Origin of the sequence: Streptomyces sp. NPDC007205 (genome assembly GCF_040634095.1) — a bacterium.
In the GTDB taxonomy this organism is placed as follows: domain Bacteria; phylum Actinomycetota; class Actinomycetes; order Streptomycetales; family Streptomycetaceae; genus Streptomyces.
This window is the reverse complement of sequence record NZ_JBEYEW010000014.1, coordinates 17,221-40,573: the sequence shown is the minus strand read 5'-3', so window position 1 is coordinate 40,573 and position 23,353 is coordinate 17,221. Positions and strand designations below refer to the sequence as shown.

23 protein-coding genes and 2 pseudogenes are annotated in these 23,353 nt (G+C 70.2%); 15 read left to right on the top strand and 10 right to left on the bottom strand.

Going from position 1 to position 23,353, the window contains the following annotated elements:
- Positions 1 to 18: 18 nt before the first annotated feature.
- The 9 genes from ABZ624_RS23130 to ABZ624_RS23090 all read right to left on the bottom strand — a co-directional run bounded on the left by ABZ624_RS23130 (position 19) and on the right by ABZ624_RS23090 (position 8,306).
- The gene (locus ABZ624_RS23130) at positions 19 to 750 is read right to left on the bottom strand and encodes an ABC transporter ATP-binding protein (protein WP_360091956.1); all 732 of its coding nucleotides are present in this window, start codon (positions 748 to 750) and stop codon (positions 19 to 21) included.
- The gene (locus tag ABZ624_RS23125; protein ID WP_360091953.1) at positions 747 to 1,649 is read right to left on the bottom strand and encodes an ABC transporter permease; all 903 of its coding nucleotides are present in this window, start codon (positions 1,647 to 1,649) and stop codon (positions 747 to 749) included. Before ABZ624_RS23125 ends, ABZ624_RS23130 begins: the two co-directional genes overlap by 4 nt.
- Complete coding sequence (locus tag ABZ624_RS23120) at positions 1,646 to 2,542, bottom strand: TauD/TfdA family dioxygenase (RefSeq protein WP_360091950.1); 897 nt, start codon at positions 2,540 to 2,542, stop codon at positions 1,646 to 1,648. The genes ABZ624_RS23125 and ABZ624_RS23120 overlap by 4 nt, the downstream gene beginning before the upstream one ends.
- A 534-nt stretch (positions 2,543 to 3,076) precedes the next feature.
- A complete protein-coding gene (gene ssuE / locus ABZ624_RS23115; protein ID WP_360091947.1) occupies positions 3,077 to 3,634 on the bottom strand; it encodes an NADPH-dependent FMN reductase in 558 nt (185 codons plus the stop codon).
- 91 nt (positions 3,635 to 3,725) lie between these two features.
- Positions 3,726 to 4,748 carry an ABC transporter substrate-binding protein gene (locus tag ABZ624_RS23110; RefSeq protein ID WP_360091944.1) on the bottom strand — a complete coding sequence of 341 codons (1,023 nt, stop codon included), beginning with the start codon at positions 4,746 to 4,748 and terminating at the stop codon, positions 3,726 to 3,728.
- Between the two features lie 44 nt (positions 4,749 to 4,792).
- Positions 4,793 to 5,557 carry an amino acid ABC transporter ATP-binding protein gene (locus ABZ624_RS23105; RefSeq protein WP_360091941.1) on the bottom strand — a complete coding sequence of 255 codons (765 nt, stop codon included), beginning with the start codon at positions 5,555 to 5,557 and terminating at the stop codon, positions 4,793 to 4,795.
- Positions 5,554 to 6,594 carry an amino acid ABC transporter permease gene (locus ABZ624_RS23100; RefSeq protein ID WP_360091938.1) on the bottom strand — a complete coding sequence of 347 codons (1,041 nt, stop codon included), beginning with the start codon at positions 6,592 to 6,594 and terminating at the stop codon, positions 5,554 to 5,556. Before ABZ624_RS23100 ends, ABZ624_RS23105 begins: the two co-directional genes overlap by 4 nt.
- Positions 6,595 to 6,615: 21 nt before the next feature.
- On the bottom strand, positions 6,616 to 7,167 hold the full coding sequence (locus tag ABZ624_RS23095; RefSeq protein WP_360091935.1) for a GNAT family N-acetyltransferase: 552 nt from the start codon (positions 7,165 to 7,167) through the stop codon (positions 6,616 to 6,618).
- Positions 7,164 to 8,306, bottom strand: a complete 1,143-nt coding sequence (locus ABZ624_RS23090) for an LLM class flavin-dependent oxidoreductase (RefSeq protein WP_360091932.1) — start codon at positions 8,304 to 8,306, stop codon at positions 7,164 to 7,166. The genes ABZ624_RS23095 and ABZ624_RS23090 overlap by 4 nt, the downstream gene beginning before the upstream one ends.
- Positions 8,307 to 9,319: 1,013 nt before the next feature.
- Here ABZ624_RS23090 and ABZ624_RS23085 point away from each other — a divergent pair.
- The 15 genes and pseudogenes from ABZ624_RS23085 to ABZ624_RS23015 all read left to right on the top strand — a co-directional run.
- Positions 9,320 to 9,472 (top strand): annotated as a pseudogene (locus ABZ624_RS23085) (winged helix-turn-helix domain-containing protein); the annotation flags it as partial.
- A gap of 19 nt (positions 9,473 to 9,491) precedes the next feature.
- Positions 9,492 to 10,721: an acyl-CoA dehydrogenase family protein gene (locus ABZ624_RS23080; protein ID WP_360091929.1), complete on the top strand. Its 1,230-nt coding sequence runs from the start codon at positions 9,492 to 9,494 to the stop codon at positions 10,719 to 10,721.
- Between the two features lie 183 nt (positions 10,722 to 10,904).
- A complete protein-coding gene (locus tag ABZ624_RS23075) occupies positions 10,905 to 11,039 on the top strand; it encodes a putative leader peptide (protein ID WP_360091926.1) in 135 nt (44 codons plus the stop codon).
- A gap of 229 nt (positions 11,040 to 11,268) precedes the next feature.
- Positions 11,269 to 12,306, top strand: coding sequence for an ABC transporter substrate-binding protein (locus ABZ624_RS23070; RefSeq protein ID WP_360091923.1), 1,038 nt, complete (start codon positions 11,269 to 11,271; stop codon positions 12,304 to 12,306).
- 4 nt (positions 12,307 to 12,310) lie between these two features.
- On the top strand, positions 12,311 to 13,153 hold the full coding sequence (locus ABZ624_RS23065; protein ID WP_360091920.1) for an ABC transporter ATP-binding protein: 843 nt from the start codon (positions 12,311 to 12,313) through the stop codon (positions 13,151 to 13,153).
- The gene (locus tag ABZ624_RS23060) at positions 13,150 to 14,091 is read left to right on the top strand and encodes an ABC transporter permease (protein ID WP_360091917.1); all 942 of its coding nucleotides are present in this window, start codon (positions 13,150 to 13,152) and stop codon (positions 14,089 to 14,091) included. Before ABZ624_RS23065 ends, ABZ624_RS23060 begins: the two co-directional genes overlap by 4 nt.
- Positions 14,092 to 14,220: 129 nt before the next feature.
- Positions 14,221 to 15,576: an LLM class flavin-dependent oxidoreductase gene (locus ABZ624_RS23055; RefSeq protein WP_360091914.1), complete on the top strand. Its 1,356-nt coding sequence runs from the start codon at positions 14,221 to 14,223 to the stop codon at positions 15,574 to 15,576.
- Positions 15,573 to 17,204, top strand: coding sequence for an FAD-binding protein (locus ABZ624_RS23050; RefSeq protein WP_360091911.1), 1,632 nt, complete (start codon positions 15,573 to 15,575; stop codon positions 17,202 to 17,204). The genes ABZ624_RS23055 and ABZ624_RS23050 overlap by 4 nt, the downstream gene beginning before the upstream one ends.
- Positions 17,201 to 17,569, top strand: a complete 369-nt coding sequence (locus ABZ624_RS23045; protein ID WP_360091908.1) for a ferredoxin family protein — start codon at positions 17,201 to 17,203, stop codon at positions 17,567 to 17,569. The genes ABZ624_RS23050 and ABZ624_RS23045 overlap by 4 nt, the downstream gene beginning before the upstream one ends.
- Before the next feature lie 52 nt (positions 17,570 to 17,621).
- Positions 17,622 to 18,521 carry a TauD/TfdA family dioxygenase gene (locus ABZ624_RS23040; RefSeq protein WP_360091905.1) on the top strand — a complete coding sequence of 300 codons (900 nt, stop codon included), beginning with the start codon at positions 17,622 to 17,624 and terminating at the stop codon, positions 18,519 to 18,521.
- A gap of 92 nt (positions 18,522 to 18,613) precedes the next feature.
- Entirely contained in the window at positions 18,614 to 19,072 is a 459-nt protein-coding gene (locus ABZ624_RS23035; RefSeq protein WP_360091902.1) for an Rrf2 family transcriptional regulator, read from the top strand.
- A 68-nt stretch (positions 19,073 to 19,140) separates the two neighbouring features.
- Positions 19,141 to 19,499: pseudogene (locus ABZ624_RS23030) on the top strand (M1 family aminopeptidase); the annotation flags it as partial.
- A gap of 197 nt (positions 19,500 to 19,696) precedes the next feature.
- Positions 19,697 to 20,683, top strand: coding sequence for a hypothetical protein (locus tag ABZ624_RS23025; RefSeq protein ID WP_360091899.1), 987 nt, complete (start codon positions 19,697 to 19,699; stop codon positions 20,681 to 20,683).
- A gap of 166 nt (positions 20,684 to 20,849) precedes the next feature.
- The gene (locus tag ABZ624_RS23020; protein WP_360092431.1) at positions 20,850 to 22,223 is read left to right on the top strand and encodes an FAD-dependent monooxygenase; all 1,374 of its coding nucleotides are present in this window, start codon (positions 20,850 to 20,852) and stop codon (positions 22,221 to 22,223) included.
- A gap of 124 nt (positions 22,224 to 22,347) precedes the next feature.
- Entirely contained in the window at positions 22,348 to 22,929 is a 582-nt protein-coding gene (locus ABZ624_RS23015; RefSeq protein ID WP_360091896.1) for a histidine phosphatase family protein, read from the top strand.
- An 18-nt stretch (positions 22,930 to 22,947) separates the two neighbouring features.
- Here ABZ624_RS23015 and ABZ624_RS23010 read toward each other — a convergent pair whose 3' ends face one another.
- Positions 22,948 to 23,286, bottom strand: coding sequence for a hypothetical protein (locus ABZ624_RS23010; protein WP_360091894.1), 339 nt, complete (start codon positions 23,284 to 23,286; stop codon positions 22,948 to 22,950).
- Positions 23,287 to 23,353 lie beyond the last annotated feature (67 nt).

Genomic DNA, 23,353 nt, shown 5'->3' with positions numbered 1-23,353 from the left:
GTGCAGTGGTGGAGGATGTCAGTGGTGAGCGGCGATACCGAGGTCGTTCAGGAGCGCGGAACGCAGTTCCTCGCGGGCGACGCTCGCCTCGCGGTCCGCTGCCGAGAGCTGGACGGGATGTGCGGCGCCGATGCGCCCGTCGCGCATCACGACGATGCGGTCCGCCAGGGCGATCGCCTCGTCCACGTCGTGGGTGACCAGCAGCATGGCCGCGTGGTGCTTGCTGCGCAGCGCCCGCACGAGGTCGTGCATGCGCAGCCGGGTGATCGCGTCGAGGGCCGCGAACGGCTCGTCCAGCAGCACCAGTTCGGGCTCGGAGACCAGTGCCCGCGCGAGCGACACCCGCTGGGCCTCGCCGCCGGAGAGCTCCTTGGGCCATGCCTTCTCGCGTCCCGCGAGCCCGACCTCGGCGAGCACGTCGCGGGCTCGCTGTTCCGCGTCAGCCCCGTACAGACCGAGCGTGATGTTGCGCAGCACCCGCTGCCAGGGCAGCAGCCGGTCGGCCTGGAACACGATGGCGCGTTTCGCCGGGACCTCCACCCGCCCGCCGTCGGGCCGGTCGAGGCCGGCGAGCAGACGAAGGAGGGTGCTCTTGCCGCAGCCCGAGGGGCCTAGCAGGATCACCAACTCCTCGTCGGCGATGGTGAGGTCGAGGTGGTCGAGCACCACCCGGTCACCGAACCGACGGACGACCTGCTGGGCGACGACTCCGGTCTGCCGACGGGTCTGTGTGCCGATCGTGGAGCTCATGACGCCTCATAACCGGGTCGCCACCGCAGCAGCACCCGCTCGAGAACCCGGACGAACTGGTCGGCGAGCAGACCGAGGAGCGAGTAGATCACCAGCCCCACGAAGACCTGGTTGGTCTGCAGATAGGTCTGCCCCTGAGTGATGAGGAAGCCGAGTCCCTTGTCGGCGTTGACCGTCTCGGCGGCGACGAGGCCCAGCACGCTGTAGGCGAGGGAGAACCGGAGTCCGACCAGGAAACCCGGCAGGGCCCCGGGCACCAGCACCCGCGTCACGATGCGCCACGTGCCCGCGCCGGTCGTGCGCGCCATCTCGATCAGGCGCTGGTCGACGCCCCGGATCGCGGCGAACAGATTGAGATACATCGGGACGCCGGCGCCGAACGAGATCAGCAGCACCTTCGTGAGCTCGTCGATGCCGAACCACACGATCATCAGCGGCAGCACGGCCAGCAGCGGGATGGTGTTGAGGACCTGCACCAGACCGTTGAACAGGTATTCACCGCTGCGCAGCAGACCGCCCAGCACCCCGGTGACGATGCCCACCGTCAGACCGATCACGAGTCCGATGCCCGCCCGCTGCAGTGAGATGGCAACGTCCGGGCCGAGCACGCCCTGTTGCCACAGATCGGCGGCGGATTTCACGATGGAGGTCGGGGCCGGAGCGTATGTCTTCGCCAGCACTCCGGCCCTGGCGAGAACCTCCCAGGCGACCAGGATCACGACCGGAGTCGTGTAGATCCCCAGCGGCCAGCGCAGGCGCTCGCGGAGTGTGCTGAACGGTGTCCGGCGGCGGGCGTCGCGTGGCAGGAAGACCTCGCGTTCCCGTGCCCCCGTCGGCTCGGCGTCGGCGGTCTTGGTGACGGCCGGCGCCGGGAGGTGGATCTCCTGGATCTCGGTCATGCGGCCGCCTCCAGGACTCCGGTGTAGTGCGAGGCGTCACCGACGAGTTGCTCGCTGCGGGGGCCGTCGACACCCACCGGCACATCCCCCGCCACCGTCACCCGGTTGAGGCGACGCGGGTGGTCGTCGTAGTTGTCCACCCCGTAGTGCTGGGTGATCCGGTTGTCGAAGACCAGCAGCTGGCCGGGCGACCAGGTCCAGCGCAGGATGTTCTCCGGACGCGTCACGTACGACTGCAGGATGCGCAGCAGCTCGGCCGAGTCGCTGCTCGGCAGGCCGGCGATCCGCTGGGCGAACCCGCCGATGAACAGGCCGCGTTCGCGCGTCAGCGGATGCACGCGCACGAGCGGGTGCTCGGCCTCGTACGGGGTCGAGACGAACACCCGGTCGTACTCCTGTCGCACCGCTGTCGTGGCGGGAGGGCGGGCGTAGTCGTACTGGTTGGTGTGCACGACGCGCAAGGAGTCCGCGAGGACGCGCAGGGGTTCGGGCAGGTCGCGGTAGGCGGCGGCCGTGTTCGCGATGAGCGTCTCGCCGCCGTACGGCGGGACCGTGAGGGACCGGAGGGTGGTGACCTGCGGCGGGTTGACCACGAAGGTGACGTCCGTGTGCCACTCGTCGGCCTTGGACGTCTCGCTGTCGACGGCGAGCACGTTCCTCGTACCGTCGGCGGCCGGCACGTTCGGGTGCGCGGTGGTGAGTTCACCGAACCATGCGGCCACACGCTCCTGGCCGCTGTTGTCGAGGTTCACCTCGTCGAACACGATGGCCTTGTGTTCGTTGAGGGCCTGGCGGAGCGCCGTGACCGTCGAGGGGTCGGCCGGTGCCGTGAGGTCGACGCCCTCGACGACCGCGCCGATACGGCCGGTCAGCTTGCGGATGGACGGAGGCATACGGAGGTCCTTCTTGAGGAGGGGGCGCACCACAGGGTGCGGAGTGGCGAAGAGGTGGAGTGAAGGGGCGACGCGCGCGGCCGGCCCACCAGGGACTCGGTGGTCGTCAGTAGGCGATGCGGGAGGGACGGAAGGACGGCGCTGAGGGCATCTGACGCAGGTCTGGCGACCGGTGGGCAGGTACCGCCCCGGCTGGTCCACCGGCACGTAGCTGCACAGCTCTGCAGCCCGGCCGACCGCTCATCCGATCCTCAGTGACGGTCTCGGACTGCCCGCACCGGCGCGGAGAGACATGGGGAAGAGCCGCAGAAGGAGACCTTCAGAAGGTGGCGACGAGGTCTCGCGGCGCACCGTATGCCGACGTGCCGGGTCAGCGACAACAGAACGCGCTGGAGACGTGCGCCAGGTCGATGTGGCGCCGCCGAGTAAGGTCTGGTGTCGGTGCAGAAGTCCCGTCCCGCCTCCAGTGTGCCCTCGGGGCTGCGCGGGACGTTGTCTTTCGCTCGTCGTCGTCGGCGGTCACGGTCAGGGCGTTCATCCGGCGGCCGCCAGCAGGGCCGTACGGCTGCCGAGGGCTTCGGAGAACTGGTCGACGATCTGTGCGAGTGCCTCGGCCGGGCCCGGCGCGACGGTCAGCGTGCCCTCGTCGCCCACCGCGATGTCCTTGTCCAGCGTGAACCAGCCCTGGACGATGTGCGCGGCGCCCATGGAACTGAGCACAGGGCGCAGGGCGTAGTCGATCGCCAGGACGTGCGCCGTGGTTCCGCCGGTCGCCAGCGGAAGGACGGTCTTGCCGGCCAGACCGTACTGCGGCAGCAGATCGAGCAACGATTTCAGCAGCCCGGAGTAGGCGGCCTTGTAGACGGGAGTACCGATCACGACCCCGTCGGCGCGGTCGAACAGCGCGGTCGCCTCGACGATCGCCGGGTGCCGGAAGTCGGCGCCGAGGAGGGCCTCAGCGGGGATGGTGCGGACGTCCAGCGGGATCACCTCGTGTCCCTGGGCCGTGAGCCGCCTGTCCAGGTGGCGCAGCAGGCGGGCGGTACGAGAAGTGGCGGAGGGACTTCCGGAGACGGACAGGACGGTGGCCATGGCGGACCCTTCGGAGCGTGGGACGGGCGTGTGATCGGTGCGGGGCCGCGGACTGCGGCCCCGCACCTGTGAGGACGGCCTGAGTGGACGGCTACTTGTTGGTCTTGGGCAGGCCGGGCGGGTTGATCTCCGACTTCGCCACGGCTTCGCCGGACAGGCCCCAGCGCTTCAGCACCTTCGCGTACGTTCCGTTGTCGATGATCTCGTTGAGGGCGTCGGCGAGCGCCTTGACCAGTCCGTTGTCCTTCTTGGTGGTGGCCGCGATCAGGCCCTGGAGGGTGGCACCGGCGCCGGAGTACGTGCCGACGACCTCCGATCTGCCCGTGGTGGCCGCGTGGTAGGCGGCGGTCGGGTTGGGGCCGAGGTAGAGGTCGATCCGGCCGGACTGGAGGGCGAGGTAGGTGTCGCTGTCGTTCTGGTAGTACTTGATGTTCACCGGCTTGAGGCCGGCCTTCACGTCCTCCTTGCTCCACTCGATGAGCAGCTTCTCCTGGTTGGTGCCGCTGCCCACGGCAACCGTCCTGCCCGCCACGTCCTTGGGCCCGGTGACCTTCAGGCCGCTGCCCTTCTTCGCCTCGAAGCCGAGGTTGTCCTCGCGGTAGGAGGCGAAGTCGTACTTCTCCTTGCGCTCCTCGGTGTCGGTGATGTTGCTGAAGCCGACGTCGTACTTGCCGCTGTCGAGGCCGACGAAGATGTTCTCCCAGGAGACCGTGCTGATGTGCGGCTTGAGGCCGAGGACGGCTGCGACCAGGTAGGCGAGGTCGGGCTCGACGCCGATGACGGTCTTGTTGTCGGTGGCGTAGAAGGTGAGCGGCGCCGCGGAGCCGGAGGAGTTGACGATCTCCAGGGTGCCCCTCTTACGGATCGCCTCTGGGACCTCCGCGGCGATGGAGTCGACCTTGTCCGTGGTGATGCGGTTCTGGCCAGGGCTGATGTTGATCTTCGTCTTGGTGCCCTTCGTGGCCGCCACGTCGGTGGTGCCGCCGTCGGAAGGGTTGCTGCATGCGGCGAGGACGAGGGCTGAGGCGAGTCCGAGCGCGACTGCGGCGGAGCGGCGGGCGGTGGGGGCGCCCCCTGTTCGAGCGAAGCCGAGAACTTGGGGGAGGGTGGACACGGTCGTTCTCCTTGCGTGGGCGTGCGAAAAGGGGTGAGGGGCGGTCAGAGGACCTTGGAGAGGAAGGCGCGGGTGCGCTCCTGCTGCGGGTCGTCCAGGACGGCTGCGGGCGGCCCCTGCTCCACGACGACACCGCCGTCCATGAACACCACGGTGTCGGCGACCTCGCGGGCGAAGGCGGTCTCGTGGGTTACGACGATCATGGTGGTTCCGGTATGGGCCAGGTCCTTGATGACGTCGAGGACTTCGCCGACCAGCTCCGGGTCGAGCGCCGAGGTGGGCTCGTCGAAGAGCAGGACCTTCGGCTCGAGGGCGAGCGCGCGGGCGATGGCCACGCGCTGCTGCTGGCCGCCGGAGAGCTGCCGCGGGTAGGCGTCGGTCTTGTCGGCCAGGCCGACCCGGTCCAGCAGCCGGCGGGCTCTTTCCTCCGCCTCCTTGCGGGGGCGGCGCAGCGCGGAGACGGGGGCCTCGACGAGGTTGTCCAGCACGGTCAGGTGCGGGAAGAGGTTGAAGTTCTGGAAGACGAACCCGATGTGGGTGCGTTGCTTCAGAACGTCCTTCTCCTTCAGCTCGTGCAGCTTGTCACCCACGCGGCGGTAACCGATGAGCTCGCCGTCGATGCTGATCCAGCCGCGGTTGACCTTCTCCAGGTGGTTGATGGTGCGCAGCAGCGTGGATTTCCCGGAGCCGGACGGGCCGAGGACGACGGTGACCTCGCCGGTGCGGACCTTCAGGTCGACGCCGCGGAGCACGTCCAGCGGGCCGAAGCTCTTGTGGACGCCGTGGACGTCCACCATGACCTGACTCATCGGCTGTCTCCCAGGGGTCCCAGGGCCTTCGGGGTTACGACGGGCCGGCTGCGCTGGGCGGCCGCCGCACGCAGGTCGCGTACGAACCGGCGGGCACGCTGGACCGGGGTGGGCGGCGGTGTGCGGTTGGCGCCCCGGGCGTAGCGGCGCTCGACGTAGTACTGGGCGACCGACAGCAGGGAGGTCAGCACCACGTACCAGGTGGTGGCGACCAGCAGCAGCGGGATCACCCGACCGTTGCGGCCGTAGATCACCTGGACCTGATAGAACAGCTCGCCGATCGACATCACGTAGACCACCGAGGTGCCCTTGAGCAGGCCGATGATCTCGTTGCCGGCCGTGGGCAGGATGACGCGCATGGCCTGCGGCAGCACGATCCGGCGGATCTGCCGCAGCCGGGGGATGCCCAGCGCGGCGGCGGCTTCCAGTTGTCCGTGGTCGAGAGAGACGACGCCGCCGCGGACGATCTCGGCGGCGTAGGCGGCCTGGTGCAGCGTCAGCCCGATGACGGCGGCCCCGATGGTGCCGATCAGGCTGTTGCTGTCGACGGACCAGAGCACCGGCCCGAAGGGGATGCCGATCCCCAACTCCTTGTACAGCGCGCTCAGGTTGAACCAGAACACCAGCTGGACGATCATCGGGATGGACCGGAAGATCCAGGTGTAGGTCCAGGCGACGGTCTGCAGCACCGGGCTGCGCGAGAGCCGCATGAAGGCCAGGACGGTGCCGAGGAGGAAGCCCAGCACGGTGGCACAGGCGGTGAGCTGGAGGGTCACCCACACCGCCTGGACGATCGTCTCGGACAGGACGTAGTCGCGGAAGACGCCCCACTCCCAGACGGGGTTAGTGGCCAGACCGTGCACGAACTGGGCGACCAGCACGATCACGGCGACGGCCGCCGCCCAGCGGGCGTAGTGGCGGGCGGGGACGACCTTGAGGGCGGCCGGGTCGTCCGGAGCGGGCGGGGCGGGCGGGGTGGCGGGGGCGGCGCCCGGGGAGGCCGTACCGGGCGGGGCGGCGTCAGTAGTGGATGCCATCGTGTTGTTCCTGCTCGACTCTTATGTGTGCTCGGGCGGGTTGATCCGCGATGTCTCGATCGCGGAGTCGGCGGACAGGTACTTCTCGAAGGGCAGCGGGCCGATGGTTTCCGGGTCGGCCTCCGTGTCGAACAGCGGCGTGTAGCCGGTGGCCAGGTACAGGCCGCGGGCCTCGGGCTGGCGCGGCCCGGTGGTCAGGTAGATCCGCCGGTAGCCGCGAGTACTCGCCTCGCGTTCCAGTTCGGCGACGGCGCGTCGGGCCAGACCGCGCCGCCGGTGGGCGGAGTGCGTCCAGATCCGCTTCAGTTCGGCCGTGGTCGCGTCGTAGCGGCGGAACGCGCCGCCCGCGACGGGCTCGCCGTGCTCCAGCAGCAGGAGGAGCAGTCCTCCATGGGGCGGGGTGAACTCCTCGTCGGGGTAGCGGGCGATCTCGGCGTGGGCATCCTTGCCGTAGCGGGTCGAGTACTCGTGCCCGAGTTCGCGCAGGAGGGGTACGACACGCGGGTCGGAGACCGGGACGTGAACGATGTCCAACGAGACTGCCGAAGACGGTGGTTGAGCTACGGAAGTCATGCGCCCACCGCCGCAAGGGTTTGCGTCCCCCGTGCCGCCCGCTCGGCGTCGCGCTTGGCGACCTCCTCACGGACGATCGGGATCACGTGCCGGCCGAAGTCGATGGCGTCGCCCAGCAGGTCGTAGCCGCGGGCGGAGAGGATGTCGACACCGAGGTCGTGGTAGTCCAGCAGGGCCTGGGCGACTGTCTCCGGGGTGCCGACCAGGGCGTTGGAGTTGCCTGCGCCAGCGGTGGCGGCGGCGGTCGGGGTCCACAGGGCTCGGTCGTAGCGCTCTCCCGCCTCGGCGATGGCGATCAGTCGCTGCGAGCCGACGTTTTTAGGCATTGCAGCTTCCGGGGCGCCGCTGCGGTGGTGCCGTACAAGACCGGCCTCGCGCCGCTCCCGAATGGCACCCACCGTACGGTGGGCCTTCTCCCAGGCCAGTTCCTCGGTCGGGGCGATGATCGGGCGGAACGCCACCTGGATGCGCGGCACGTCCGTACGGCCCGCGGCCCGCGCGGCGGCCTTCACCTTCTCGATCTGCTCGGCGGTCTTCTCCAGGGGTTCCCCCCACAGGCAGTAGATGTCCGCCTCGGCGCCCCCCGCGGCGTACGCGGCAGGTGACGAACCGCCGAACGACACCTTCGGGAGGGGCTGTTGAACGGGAAACACGTCGCTGACGAAGTCGTGGAAGCGGTAGTGCTCGCCCTCGTGGTCGAAGGGCTCGTGGCTGGTCCAGATCTTCTTCACGATCCGGATGTACTCGCGGGTGCGGGCGTAGCGCTCGTCCTTGGGGAGAGTGTCGCCCTCGCGGCCCTGCTCATGGTCGTTGCCGCCGGTGATGAAGTGCACCGTCAGCCGGCCCTCGCTGATCTGGTCGAGGGTGGCGAAGGTCTTCGCGGCGAAGGTCGGGAACGAGACGTTGGGGCGGTGGGCGAGCAGGATCTGGAGACGGTCCAGCCTGCTCGCGATGAACGCGGCGGCCGGCGCCGGATCCGGCGATCCGGAGCCGTAGGCGAACAGCACCCGGTCCCACCCGTGCTCCTCGTGTGCCCGGGCGAGCCGGAGCGTGTACTCCTTGTCGAAGGCGGCGCCGGAGCGCGGGGTGGTTTCGGAGCCGTCGTTGGTGGCGGCGATGCCGAGGAACTCCACTGGCATGGGAGATGGCCTTTCCTCAAGTCTTCGGTGCCGTGGCCGGGCAGGCAGGGCAGCGTGCAGGCACGGCGGAGCAGCCCTGCGGCCCGTGTGACGGCACGCCTCGGGGCTGGGAGCCGGGGGGGGGTGGGTGTGACGACGCCGGGGCAGGACCTGGGCGAGGCTGGGCGGCGGCAGCGCGTGCCCGGTCTCGCAGAACCGCCCCCGCACTGGTCCAGCGCGTGTCAGCGCGGGCGTGCGACGGTGCTACGAAAGGAGGGACTCGGCCCGCAACGGAGTGACCGAGGAAGGGAAGGGAAGGTGAGGGAAGGGCCGATCAGACAGCCCGCTACCGCTTCAGGCGCAACACGCGGCGGACCACACCCGACCGAAGTCGATGTGGCCACGGGTGACCAGGCGCTGTCCGGCATTCATGCGATTAATTGAGCAGTACGTCTCGCATCTCGTCAACTACGGCCCGGATGCCGGACGCACGTCGAGCGGCTCATGCCCGGTTGACACCTGCGTGCTGTGGCCCCATGCGATCGAGGACGGATCGGCTCGGTGATGACACGAGCCGGCCCACGGTATGGTATTCCCTACATTTCCTATCGGTTTACTAGGGAAGCATTGACGTTCCGTCTGCGGGGTGCGCAGGATGATGCACATGTCACCCGTGCAGCAACGACTCGTTCGTCGTCGGCATGTCGACTTTGGTCACGTCGTCAGCGCCGCCTGCTGTCGTGTGTAAGGCACACGGCTGACAGTCGGCGCGCGCCGCTCCGCTCCTTCTCCCTCATCCCGGGCAATCAGGCGAGCCCATGTCCGCTGCGTCTGATGTCCCGACGTACCTTCGAAGGACGACCGCCATGACCACGGCACTTCCGGCCCAGGCCACCACCCCGTCCGGCTCGCTGCTCCCCGAGGGCACCGATCCCGCCGAGCTCTGCGCCAAGGAGGTGACACGGCCGGAGATCCGGCCGGTCACCTACACGGACTCAGCTCCCGTGCGGCGGACGGGAGGCGATGCCGTCCGCATCGGCGACGGCCGCACCGTGGACGTCCCCATCGCACGCCTGCGCCGCAAGCCGGGCGCGGCTCACCGGCCCCGGATCGTCACCGTACGGCGGGTGGGCTACACGTACGTTCCCGACCAGCAGCACAGCTCCGACTCGACACCCTGCCGTTGACCTTGAGGAGAACTCCGCCATGGGCGTTGCCACTGCGCCGTCCGACCCTCTTTCGGAGCCCGGCCGTACCGGGCCCGGCCGCGCGCACTGGCTGCGCGTGGCCCGCGAGACGGCGGACGACCTGGCAACGGACGCGGTGGCCCGTGAACAGGCAGGCAAGGCCCCGCTCGACGCGGTGTCCCGGTTGCGTGAGGCGGCACTACTGACGCTCCTCCTGCCGGCAGAGTCCGGAGGAGGCGGCGCGGACTGGCCCACCGCCTACGCCGTGGTCCGGGAGATCGCAGCGGCCGACGGCGCGATCGGTCAACTGCTCGGCAGTCACTACTTCCTGTCGTGGAGCGCCCGGTTTTTCACCGAACCCGCCCGCGGCGCCCGACTCGAGCGACAGGACGCGGCGGAGCAGTGGTGCTGGGGTGGTGGTCTGGCTCGTCAGGAATCCCCTCTGACGTTGACCACGGCTCGTGGCGGCCATGTGCTCAACGGTCGACAGAGCTACACCACCGGAGTCCTGGTCGCCGACCGCCTCGCCGTGCGGGCCGTGCGGGCCGAAACCGGCGAACCAGTCGCCATCGTCGTCGATCCCGTCCACCACGGCGTCTGTGTCGATGGTGACGCCGACACCTTCGGTCAGCGCCTCGCGGCCGGCGGCAGCGTGGAGTTCGACGCCGTACCGGTCGCCGCCGACGACATACTCGGTTCCCTCTCCGCGGACGAGGACATCCTCTCGCCCCTGGCTGCCCTGGCCTCTCCGGTCGGGCGTCTCCTGTCCGTCCAGCTCCGGCTCGGCATGGCCGAGGGAGTGCTCGCCGAAGCCCGCGAGTACAGCCGGCCAGGTCACTCGCCCTGGCACCCCGCCCGGCCGGCCGGCTCTCCCCAGGACCCGCAGGTGCTGGCCGCCTACGGGGAACTCACCGTCCTCACCCGTTCCGCGTCCGCACTCACCGACCAGGCGCTGGAAGCAGTGCACGGCGGGCTGACACGCGGCGAAGACCTCACTTACGACGAGTACGCGGACATCTCCATCCTTGTCGCCATGGCCGAATCCGCCTCCTCCCGGGCCGCGCAGGAGTCCACCGCCCGCGCCCTGGAGATCGTCGGCGCCCGCTCCGCGTCTTCGCGGCTGGGCTTCGACCGCTTCTGGCGCAACGCCCGGACCCACACGCTGTACGAGCCCGTCACCCACCGGCTACGCGATGTCGGGGACTACTTCCTCAACGGCACGCATCCGCCGTTCGTCCTGCCTGTCTGACCTTTACCGGCCGACCCGGAGCGCCGAATCAGCGGCGCACGACGTTGCTGCCCGATGAATGCGATCGATCTCTCCCGACAGAATGGGCATGAGTCACGTTTTCCATGCCTGCCGCCCAGACATTTATGAACGCCGTACTTCACCCACATGTCGGACGGTTGAGAATATGAGACGTACGCGCAAGTGGCGTTGACCTGGCCGGATTTCGCTGCGACTCTCTTGGCTGTGAGCACGTCCGAGAACCTCACCGCTCGCCTGCACGTCGACCTACGACGTCAGGCCAGCGCCATCTGTGCAGTCGGTCGCCGTAACCGCTGACAGGCGCGGCTGACTGCGCCCCCTTTCACGATCAGCTTCTGCGTCAATGCTGTGTCTGCGCAGTCCTCGGGCCGCCACAGCGATTTCTGGCGAGTCTCTTTCCCGCCATTCGGCATCGGCCGTGCACCCTTTCCGTCACGTCCCGCCACGCGTTCCCAGCGGCACCGACGAACCCGGGAACCGCAGTATGCACTCCAGCCGCTCCATCGATCTCGAACAGGACGCTTCCATGGCCACGACGGCATCGACCCGACGCCAGTTTCTCTCTCTGCTCGGCCTTTCGGCGGTGGCCGTGAGCTGCGGCACGACCGCGACCGGAGCCACCTCCGGCAACGGGGGGACCAAGACGCTCCGGTACCAGGGCTGGGCGGGCCAGGTCACCCTGCCGGAGCTGGCCGAGGACCTCGGCTACCTGGGCGATGTGAAGCTGAAGTGGATCGGCAACACCATCAGCGGGCCACAGGACATCCAGTCCGCGGCCACGGGCCAGGTCGACTTCGGCGGGGCGTTCAACGGCGCCGTCGTGAAACTGGCGGCGAACGGGGCCCCCCTCAAGGCGGTCATCAGCTACTACGGCTCCGACAAGGACGCCTTCAACGGCTTCTACGTCCTCGAGGACAGCCCGATCCGCACGGCCAGGGACCTGATCGGCAAGAAGGTCGGCATGAACACCCTCGGAGCCCATGCCGAGGCCATGCTCGACATCTATCTGCAGCGTAGCGGTCTGTCCCGGGCACAGATCGGCGAAGTCGAGCCTCTCGTGGTGCCTCCGGTGAACACCGAGCAGACACTGCGTCAGAAGCAGATAGACGTGGCCGTGCTCGGCGCGATCCTGCGCGACAAGGCCCTGGCAACCGGGGGGATCCGGCCCCTGTTCACCGACTACCAACTGCTCGGCGCGTTCAGTGCCGGCACCTATGTGATGACCGACCGCTTTCTGAAGGAGAACCCTGACACGGCCCGGGTCTTCGTCACCGGTGTCGGAAAGGCTATCGAGTGGGCCCGTTCCACTCCGCGCGGCGAAGTCGTCGCCCGGATGACGGACATCGTGAAGAAACGCGGCCGGAACGAGGACACCGCGCCGCTGAAGTACTGGCGCTCCTTCGGCGTCGCCGAGACGGCGGGCCGGATCACCGACAAGGAGCTGCAGCTGTGGATCGACTGGTTGGCCGAGCGCGGAGACATCAAGAAGGGCCAGGTCAAGGTGGCCGACCTCTACACCAATGAGTTCAACGCGGCTTCTTCCTCCTCGACGACCGGGAGCTGACCCGATGCCGGATTCCACCACACCCAAGATCATGCTGAGGCAGGTGCGAAAGGAGTTCACCGTCGCCGGCCGGCCGGCGCATCAGGCCCGGCAGGGCACCCGGTTCACCGCCCTCGACGGCATCGACCTGGACATAGCGGCCGGCGAGTTCATCGTCCTGGTCGGTCCCAGCGGCTGCGGAAAGTCGACCCTGCTCGATCTCCTCGGCGGCCTCGCCCAGCCCACCGGCGGGCAGATTCTGCTGGACGGCAAACCTGTCAACGGCCCGGGCCTGGACCGCGGCATCGTCTTCCAGCAGTACGCGCTGCTCCCGTGGCGAACGGCGCAGGGCAACGTCGAGTTCGGCCTGGAGGCCACCGGCGTCCCACGGCGTCAACGGGCCTCGCGCGCCCGCGAGTTCCTGGATCTGGTGGGCCTGACCGGATTCGAGGAACGCCACCCGCATGAGCTCTCGGGCGGGATGCGCCAGCGGGTGGCGATCGCCCGCAGCCTCGCCTACGACCCCGATGTGCTCCTGATGGACGAACCGTTCGCCGCGCTGGACGCCCAGACCCGGGAGTCGCTGCAGGAGGAACTGCTGCGCATCTGGCAGCGCACCGGCAAAACCGTCGTCTTCATCACCCACGGCATCGACGAGGCCGTGTACCTGGGCCAACGCGTCGCCGTCATGACGTCGAGGCCGGGCCGCATCAAGCAGATCGTGCCGGTCGCCTTCGACTCTCGTACGGCGACGGACGACCTCCGCTCGAGTCCCGAGTTCGCACGCCACCGGCACGAGATCTGGGCACTGCTGCACGACGAGGTGGCCAGGGCCCAGCAGTTGGAGAAGGAGGAGGCTTCCGTATGAGTCCCATAACCGGCACGGCCGCCGACAAGACCATGATGCCGGGCTCTGCGAGCACCACCGCGCCCGTCCCGGCTGCTTCCCCTGCCGCGTCCGGACCACCCGGGGCATCGGCATCGGAGGCACACCGGGTCCCCTCCCCCACGGCCCGGGTCCGCCGGGCGGTGTCGCGGCTGCCGTACCTGCTGGTGAAGGGGGCGACCAAGTCCGCGGCGATCGTGGCTCTGCTGATCGTTTGGGAGACCGCACCGCGACTCGGCCTGGTCGACCGGACCTTCCTGCCGCCATTCAGCGAGGTCGCCCGCGCCTGGTGGGGGCTGGCAGCCGACGGCCAACTCACCGACAACGCACGGGCGAGCCTGGTCCGCTCCTTCAGCGGATTCTGCCTCGCCGTGGCCGTCGCCGTGCCGCTCGGCCTGCTGATCGGCTGGTACCGGCCGGTCGCCGACCTTCTCGGACCGCTGCTGGAGGTCTTCCGCAACACCGCGGCTCTCGCCCTGCTGCCGGTGTTCGTGCTGCTGCTGGGCATCGGCGAGACCTCGAAGATCTCCATCGTGGTGTACGCGTGCCTCTGGCCGGTCCTGCTCAACACCATCAGCGCGGTGCGCAACGTCGACCCGACCCTGGTGAAGCTGGCGAAGTCGATGGACCTGTCCGCACCCCGGCTGTTCCAGAAGGTCATCCTGCCGTCCTCGGTACCGGTGATCTTCACCGGCATCCGGCTGGCCGGAGCGGCGTCCATCCTGGTTCTGGTCGCCGCCGAGATGATCGGCGCCAAGGCGGGCCTCGGCTATCTGATCAACGCCTCGCAGTACAACTTCGCCATCCCGCAGATGTACGCGGGCATCCTCACGATCTCCGCCATCGGCGTGGCCTTCAACCAGGCCCTGGTGGCCGTTGAGCGGCGGCTCAGCTCCTGGCGCGTACCCGCGGGCGGCTGACCCCGCCGCCGGCTCGCCCCACTGGCCTCCGGTCCCGCGCATGAGCGCTCCGGCTCATGGACCGCGACGGCCCGCGCCCACGACGTCCGCACGCACCGATCACCTCACTCCACCGACCCGAGGTACCTCATGACCACCACGAGCCCCCGTCAGCTGCACCTCAACGCCTTCCTGATGAACGCCGGCCACCACGACGCCGCCTGGCGGCACCCCCGTACCCAGCCCGAACGCGTCACCGATCTGCGCTACTTCCAGCAGCTCGCGCAGACCGCCGAGCGCGGTCTGCTCGACTCGGTCTTCCTCGCCGACGGCCTCGCTCTGTGGGGCAAGGTCCGGCACAACGCGCTCGGCGGCTTCGAACCACTGACCCTGCTGTCCGCTCTGGCCGCGGTCACGGAGCACGTCGGCCTGATCGCCACCGTCTCCACGACCTTCAACGAGCCCTTCCACACCGCCCGCAAGTTCGCTTCCCTGGACCACATCAGCGGTGGCCGGGCCGGCTGGAACATCGTCACCTCCGGCACCGTGAACGAGGCCCGCAACTTCGGGCAGGACGAGCACCTGGAGCACCGGCTGCGCTACGACCGGGCGCGGGAGTTCGTCGACGTCGCCACCAAGCTGTGGGACAGCTGGGAGGACGAGGCGATCCTGCTCGACCGTGAGCGCGGCGTCTACGCCGACACCGACAAGGTGCGGGAGATCAACCACCGCGGGGAGTACTTCGGGGTGCAGGGCCCCCTGAACGTACCCCGCACCCCACAGGGATATCCGCTGCTGGTGCAGGCAGGCTCGTCGGAGGACGGCAAGGAGTTCGCCGCCCAGTACGCAGAGGCGGTCTTCACCGCCCAGCAGACCCTTGCCGACGGCCAGTCCTTCTACAAGGACCTCAAGTCCCGGCTGCCCCGCTACGGCCGTACCGGGGACCAGCTCCTGGTCCTGCCGGGTATCGCCCCCGTCATCGGCTCGACCGAGGCCGAGGCGCGCGCGTTGGAGCAGGAGCTGACCGCACTTCAGGTCCCGGAATACGGACTCGCCCAACTCTCCGGGATGCTCGGCACCGATCTGACCGGGCTGCCGCTGGACGGACCGCTGCCCGACCTGCCCGAGGAACAGGACATCAACGGCAACAAGAGCCGTTTCGCGCTCGTCGCCGAACTCGCCCGCCGCGACGGCCTCACCCTGCGCGAGCTCATCGCCCGTCTCGGCGCCGGACGCGGCCACCGCGTCTTCGCCGGCACCCCCGAGCAGATGGCCGACCAGCTTCAGGAGTGGTTCACCCAGGGCGCCGCCGACGGCTTCAACATCATGCCGCCCCATCTGCCGGGCGGCCTGGAGGACTTCGTCGACCACGTGGTGCCGATCCTGCAGCGGCGCGGCCTGTTCCGCACCGAGTACACCGGCCGCACCCTGCGCGAGCACTACGGTCTGGCCCGCCCCGCCAACCGGCTGGTCGCGGCAGTCGCCGGAGAGAGGCAACCGGTATGAGCGGGCTGGAACTCACCACCGACGTCCTGGTGGTCGGCGGCGGCCCCGCGGCCACGTGGGCCGCGCTCAAGGCGGCGCAGGACGGGGCCGACGTGGTCCTCGCCGACAAGGGCTACTGCGGCACCAGCGGCGCCACCGCCTCAGCCGGTACCGGCGTCTGGTACGTCCCCCCGGAGCCCGCCGCGCGGGAGGCGGCCATGGCGAGCAGGGAGGCCCTGGGCGGATACCTGGCCGACCGGCGCTGGATGACCCGGGTTCTGGACCAGACGTACGCCGGAATCAACGAACTCGCGGCGGCCGGGCGCTACCCCTTCCCGGCCGGGCCCGACGGGAAGCAGCTCAGGAACGGGCTGCAGGGGCCGGAGTACATGCGCAGGATGCGGATCCGCGTCCAGCGTGCCGGGGCACGCATCCTCGACCACAGCCCGGTCACCGAACTGCTCACCGACCCCTCCGGCGCCGTCGCCGGGGCGCGGGGCCACCGGCGCCAGGCTGGGCAGCCGTACCGGGTGCGCGCCGGAGCGGTCGTGCTGGCCACCGGCGGCTGCGCATTCCTCAGTGGAGCGCTCGGCTGCAACGTCAACACCGGCGACGGTGCCCTGTTCGCCGCCGAGGCGGGCGCGGAGCTGTCCGGGATGGAGTTCTCCAGCGCGTACGGCATCGCGCCTGAGGGGACCTCCGTCACCAAGACCGCGTTCTACTCCTTCGCGACCTTCTACCGTGCGGACGGCTCGGTCCTGGAGGGGGCGGCCGGCCAGGGCGGCAGGTCCGTGATCGCGCGAACGCTGCTCAGCGAGAAGGTGTACTGCCGCCTGGACCGGGCGGACGAGGCGGCCCGGCAGGCGATGCGGCTGGCCCAGCCGAACTTCTTCCTCACCTTCGACCGGCTCGGCATCGACCCCTTCACCCAGCTCTTCGCCGTCACGCTCCTCGCCGAGGGCACCGTGCGCGGCACCGGCGGCATCCGGATCACCGGCGACGACTGCTCCACCACCGTCCCCGGACTGTACGCGGCCGGGGACGCCGCGACCCGCGAGCTGATCTGCGGCGGCTTCACCGGCGGCGGTAGCCACAACGCCGCCTGGGCCATCTCCTCCGGCACCTGGGCGGGCCGGGGCGCCGCCCGCCACGCCCGCTCCCTGGGCGCCCGCGCCGGTACCAGGCCCGTGGTGGCAGCGGGCGGAGCCGGACTCCGGCCCACCGGGACACCCGGTCCGGCCGACGGCTTCCGGCACGTCATCACCGCCGTCCAGGGCGAAGTGCTTCCGTACGAGAAGAACTACCTGCGCCATGGTGACCGGCTCACAGCCTCGCTGAAGGTGCTCGACGCCGTGTGGGAGGAGTCACGCGCGTCCCTGCACGCCGGGGGCGGGGACGTCGTACGGGCCAGGCAGGCGGCAGCCATGACGGCGCACGCCCGCTGGATGTACGCCGCCGCCCTGGCCCGCACCGAGACGCGCGGCATGGCCAAGCGGCTCGACTTCCCGGCGCAGGACCCGGGGCAGCACCACCGCATCGTCACAGGTGGCCTCGACCAGGTGTGGACCCGCGCCGAGCCGCTGCCGACCGCACCAGCCGCACTGGCGGCACCCACCGCACCGGTGGCACCACTGGAGGTGGCGTCGTGATCGAACTGGTCTCGGCGGAACGATGCATCACCTGCGACAGGTGCATCAAGGTCTGCCCGACCAACGTCTTCGACCGTGGCGGGGACGGCATCCCCGTACTCGCCCGCCGCGACGACTGCCAGACCTGCTTCCAGTGCGAGGCGAACTGCCCGGCCGACGCCCTCTACGTCGTGCCCCTGGCACGCCCGATGCCCGACGACTCCGCCGCGCGTGACGAGGAGCACCTGAGCCGTACCGGCCTGCTCGGCAGCTACCGCCGGCACATCGGCTGGGGACCAGGCCGTACACCCGGCGCCCTGCGAGCCGTCGGCCCGCCCCTCGTACCGCCGGGCTCCAAGGAAACCTCCCTGCCCATCACCTCCTGATCACCCCCAGTCGATCACGATCACTGATCGCTCCTCGAAAGGACACCCACGTATGACCGCCAGCACCGGCTTCGACATCCGCAGGATCGGCGGCCGTATCGGCGCCGAAGTCCTCGGTGTGGATCTCTCCACCGACCTCGACCCCGCCGTCGTCACCGAGATCGACTCCGCGCTCCTGGAACACAAGGCGCTCGTCTTCCGCAACCAGGACCTCGACGACGCCGGCCAGCTCCGCTTCGCCTCCCTCTTCGGCGAGCTCACCACCGCCCACCCCACCGTGCCCTCCGTCGAGGGCCGGCCCGAGATCCTGCCCGTCGACGGCGACGAAGGCATCCGCGCCAACCACTGGCACACGGACGTCACCTTCGTGCGGACGCCTCCGAAGGCGTCCACGCTGCGCAGCATCGTGGTCCCGCCCTACGGCGGCAACACCCTCATCGCCAACTCGGCCGCCGCCTACCGCGACCTGCCCGAGCCGCTGCGCGACCTGGCCGACAAGCTGTGGGCGGTGCACACCAACGACTACGACTACGCCGCCCCGAAGAACGAGAAGGCCGCTGAGCACCGCAGGCGGTTCGTCTCCCGGAAGTACCGCACCGCGCACCCCGTCGTCCGCGTCCACCCCGAGACCGGGGAGCGCGGCCTGTTCATCGGCGGCTTCGCCCAGAGCATCGTCGGCCTCGGCCCCTCCGACTCCCGAGACCTGCTGCGCATCTTCCAGTCGTACGTCACCCGCCCGGAGAACATCGTGCGCGTGGCCTGGACGCCGGGCGACCTCGTCCTGTTCGACAACCGCATCACCCAGCACTACGCCCCCGACGACTACGGCGACCTCCCGCGCCTGCTGCATCGGGTGACCGTCGCGGGCGACGTCCCCGCCGGTGTCGACGGCACGCTCAGCCACACCATCGAGGGCGACGACGCCTCCCACTACACACCCGCAGCGGCCTGAACCTCCCCGGTCGCCGGGCGGGGAGACCCGTCCGGCGACCGGTGACCTGCCCACAGCGGATGCCGACCGAAGCCGTACGGGATAATGGGCGCATGCGGATCTCAGCCAGGGCGGACTACGCGGTACGTGCCGCGCTGCAGCTCGCCGCGTCACGGGACGACGGGCCGATGAAGGCCGAGGCCATCGCCGACGCCCAGGACATCCCGCACAAGTTCCTCGAAAGCATCCTGAACGACATGCGCCGGGGCGGTCTCGTCCTCAGCCAGCGCGGCGGCAGCGGCGGCTACCGGCTGGCCAGGCCCGCCGAGTCCATCAGCATCGCCGACGTCATCCGCGTCGTGGACGGACCGCTTGTCTCGGTGCGCGGGGTCCGCCCTCCGGAGCTGTCCTACACCGGCCCCGCCGAGTCACTCCTGCCGCTGTGGATCGCACTGCGGTCCAATGTGCGCGAGATTCTGGACGGCGTGTCACTGGCCGACGTCGCAGCCGCCCGACTACCTGCCGAAGTGTCGGCGTTGAGCGATGCCCCAGGAGCGTGGGTAAACCCCTGACACGCTGCGCCATTTCACGCTCGTCCCAGAATACGAGATAAGGGCGTCCACCATGCGAACACCCTCTCGACTACGCCCTGGAGACCCAGACCAAGCCCCACTTCGCCGAAGCTCCGGACGAGGCGCTGCTCGTGCACGAGCTGGCGCACCAGTGGTTCGGCAACTCCGTGACCCCGCGCAGCTGGAGGGACATGTGGCTCAGCGAGGGGCTGGCCACCTACGCGGAGTGGCTGTGGGAGGAGAAGCAGGGCGGCAGGAGCACCGACGAGATCTTCCAGAACTTCTACGACGGAACGGGCGCCGAGAGCGAGGGCATCTGGGCCTTCCCGCCCGCCGATCCGCCCAGCGGGGGCGCGTGTCCGACCCGCCCGTCTACGGACGCGGCGCCATGGTCGTGCACAAGGTGCGCAAGGCCGTCGGCGACGAGCGGGAGTTGCCGCCTCGGTGAGTGGGGTCGATACCGTGGCACGGCGATCGTCTCGTGCGCGCTGCACAGGGCGGTCGCCGAAAGTACACGAGAAACGGGGACACCTCGCCATGGCTCACTCGGCCCGCTCTGCCCACATAGTCCGTGCCACGCGCATCGGCGTGTTCGCCGCGGCCGTGTTCTCAGCCGCGGCTGCCTTGACCGGATGCTCCACCGCCGACGGCGCTTCCGCGCACGCGGGCGCTGCGCCGGCCGAGAGGCCGTTGCTCACCAGGGCCGAGGCGAACAAGGCGGTGGACGCCTATCAGCAGCTCAACAACCAGGCCAACGCCCAGCGTTCCGCCTCACTCATGGCAAGGGCGGAAGGCGGCGCGGTCCTTGCGATGGACCAGGCGTACTTCACACAGATCCCAGCCCTCGCCAAGAGCGACGTCGCGGACAACCTCGCTCCGTTCGCGTACGTCAACCGCACCTTCTACATCCCGCCCGCTTCCTCGAAGGCCGACTGGTTCCTGGTGCGCGCCCAAGGCGCGCATCTCACCCATGGCAAGCCGGGCAAGCTGTGGTCGAAGGACATCAGGTTCCTCGTCTTCAAGCGCTCCGGTGACGGCTGGCGGATGGTCGTCGCCCGCGACTTCGAAGGGTCCGACGTGGCCAAGGTGCCGCACATCGCCCTCGACGGAGCCGGGCTGATGAAGGTCGCCGGCCCCGACACCAAGATCGGTAAGACGGCGCCGTCGCAGTTGCCGGAACTGGTCACCGATCTGTGGGTGACAGGTGGTCGCGACACCCCGCTCGCCGACACCTCAGCCCGGCGCACCGGCAGGTCCTGGTACACCGAGCGGGCCGACAACCTGGGCGGGCATGCCTGGGCCGACTTCAAGAAGACCGCTCCCCGCGCCGGGGACGTCTTCGCCGCGAAAACCGCTGGCGGTGGCGCGCTCGTGTTGTCCGACAGCGCTGTCGACGAGACCTTCCTCGCCAAGGACCTGCAGTCCTATGTCAACCTCGGCGACTCGGACAAGCCGTTCGTCAAGCACAACCCGGACGCGCGTATGTACAAGGTCGTCCGCCACTACGCACAGACGGAGCTCGGAATCATCTCCGCAGACGGCAAACCTTCCGTCTACTCCATCGGCACCCAGGTGATCAAGGTGGACGCCACGCCGACGGCCGACATCTAGGACATGAAGGACCGCGCCACCCTGAACGCGGCCAACTCGCCCTGCGGAGCGGGATACTGGTGCCTTCTGACCACGAGGTGACCAGGGGAGCGCATCGGTGAACTCTGCGGGGAAATGGGATCGTCGGGGTGTGGGCGGCGGGCGGGACGCGCGGCATGCGGTCGTCGTGGGCGGGAGCCTCGCGGGGCTGCTCGCGGCGCACGTCCTCGCCGGGCACGCCGACCGGGTGACCGTCGTCGAACGCGACCGGTTCCCGGACGGTACGAAGCCGCGGCCCGGCGTACCGCAGAGCCGGCATCCGCATGTCCTGCTGGAGGGCGGGCAGGTGGCTCTGGAGTCGCTGCTGCCGGGCTTCGTCGCGGAGCTGCGGGCGGCGGGGGCACCGCGCGTGGGCCTGCCGTCGGACTTGGTGCAGAGGCAGAACGGGCACTGGTTCCGGCGGCTGCCCGCGACGACACACGTTTACACCGGTTCCCGCGCGCAGTTGGAGGAGCTGGTGCGGCGGCGCGTCCTCGCCAACCCGGTGATCAGCGTGGTGGAGGGGACCGATGCCGTCGGGCTCCTCGGTGACGCCTCGCGCGTGCGGGGCGTGCTGCTGCGGGACCGCTCCGGCGACGCCCGGGGGAAGCAGCGCGCCCTTGAGGCCGACCTGGTCGTCGACGCCTCCGGCGGCGGTACGAAGGCCCCGCAGTGGCTCACGGCGATCGGGGCCGAGGCCGCGCACGAGGAGACCATCGACACGGGTCTCGCGTACGCCTCGCGTGTCTACCGCGGCAGGAGCGGCGTCCTCGACGGCGACACCTGCGGCTACTACGTCTACCCCAGCCGAGAGCAGGTCCACGGCGGTGGTGCTCTGCCACTGGAGGACGGCACCCATCTGGTCATCGTCTCGGGGCTGCGCGGTGACGAACCGCCCACGGACGACGACGAGTTCGAGACGTACACCAGGAAGAGGCTGCCGCATCCGCTCCTGCACCAGTGGCTGGACGAGGCCGAACCGCTCTCGTCGGCGTTCGGCCACCGGCGGACCGCGAACATCCGCCGCCGCTACGACCTGCCCGGCCGCCGCCCGGCCGGATTCATCGCCGCCGGCGACGCGCTGTGCACCTTCAACCCGATCTACGGGCAGGGCATGGCCGTCGCCGCGATGAGCGCGGTCGCCCTGCGCGACACGCTCGCCGATCCCCGCCGGGTCCCCACGACGCAGCGCGCGCAGCGGGCGCTCCTCGCGGCGTCCCGGCAGGCGTGGGACATCTCCGCCGGGGCGGACCGCAAGATGCCGGGCGCGGTCGGCACTGCCGTGGCCGCCGGGCCGGCGGACCGCGTCGCCGACTGGTACCTGCAGCGTGTCCTGGAGCGCTACCCCGGCGACCCCGTGGTGGGGCCCGCCTTCCGCTCCGTACTGACGCTCCGCGCACCCGTCACCGCCCTGTTCGCCCCGGCCGTGGCCCGGGCCGTCCTCCTGCGCCCGCCCGCGCCCACGCCCACCGAGCCGCCGACGACACCGGAGGAACCGGGGTTGAGCGAGGCCGGCAGCTGATGGCAACCCCCCGCGCGCTGAGCACCGGTAACGGCCGATCCCCTCGCCCGGGGACGGTGAGCGGCTGCGCGGGCCGTACCGGTCAAGTCCCCCGCCCCATGTCGACGGCAGCAGGAGCATCCCCGTGACCAGCCGAGTTCTTCTCGTCTCCCCCGCAACGAGCGTGTCGTTGCGGCAGGCGCGGTTCGATGACGGCGGCTCGCTCGACGAGGCCGGCACGGCGCGGGCCCGGGCGGCGGCCGGCTCGCTGCCCGCCGCGGGGCGTGTGGCCGTCTCCCCCGGCGCGCGCTGCCGGGAGACGGCCACGGCGCTGGGCCTCGACGGCGTGCCGGTGCCGGAGCTGGCGGGGCTCGACGTGGGCCGCTGGCGGGGCCGCACCCTGCAGGAGGTGGGGGCCGCCGAGCCGGAGGCCGTGGGCCACTGGCTCACCGACCCCGGCTGCGCACCGCACGGTGGTGAGTCCGTGCAGGATCTGTGCGCAAGGGTCGCGCGGTGGCTGGCCGACGCGCAGGCCGTGGAGGGCCGTACGGTTGCCGTCGTCGAGCCGGAGGTGGTGCGGGCGGCCGCCGTCGACGCGCTGGGGGTGCCCCCCACGGTGTTCTGGCGCCTCGATGTGCCGCCGCTGACCGTGACCGAGCTCAGCGGCCGGGCCGGGCGCTGGAATCTGCGGCTGGGGCGTCCGCTTGCCGCGCCGGACGCCGATTAGGTGCCGCCGAGCGGCTGTTCAGGCTGCCGTGTCCCGGTGACGGCGCAGCAGCGCCGCTATCGCGCAGCGCAGGCAGGTGCCGCCGGCGCCCGGCTCCGTGGCTTGGCGGTCGGGGCAGATCGTCGGCGCCGGGTGGGACCGTCCCCGGCAGCCGTCCCCGGAGGCCGCTATCAGCGTCTCCAGGTCGTGCAGGAGCTGTTCGGTGCGCTTGGCCTGCTGGGCGAGCACCCGCACGCGGGCGCTCTGGCCGCCGATCTGCCGTCGACTGGCGACCAGTTGCTCGTATTCCTGCGGGGTGAGGGCGACCGCGTCGCGGCCACCGAGGGTGATGCGGCGCGGCTGTGGGGCTCTGGCCACTCGGTTCCTCCGCTCCTCGGCCGGGTGATCCGCGTCCGGCCCGCCGGATTCCCGTGCCCTTCCGGTG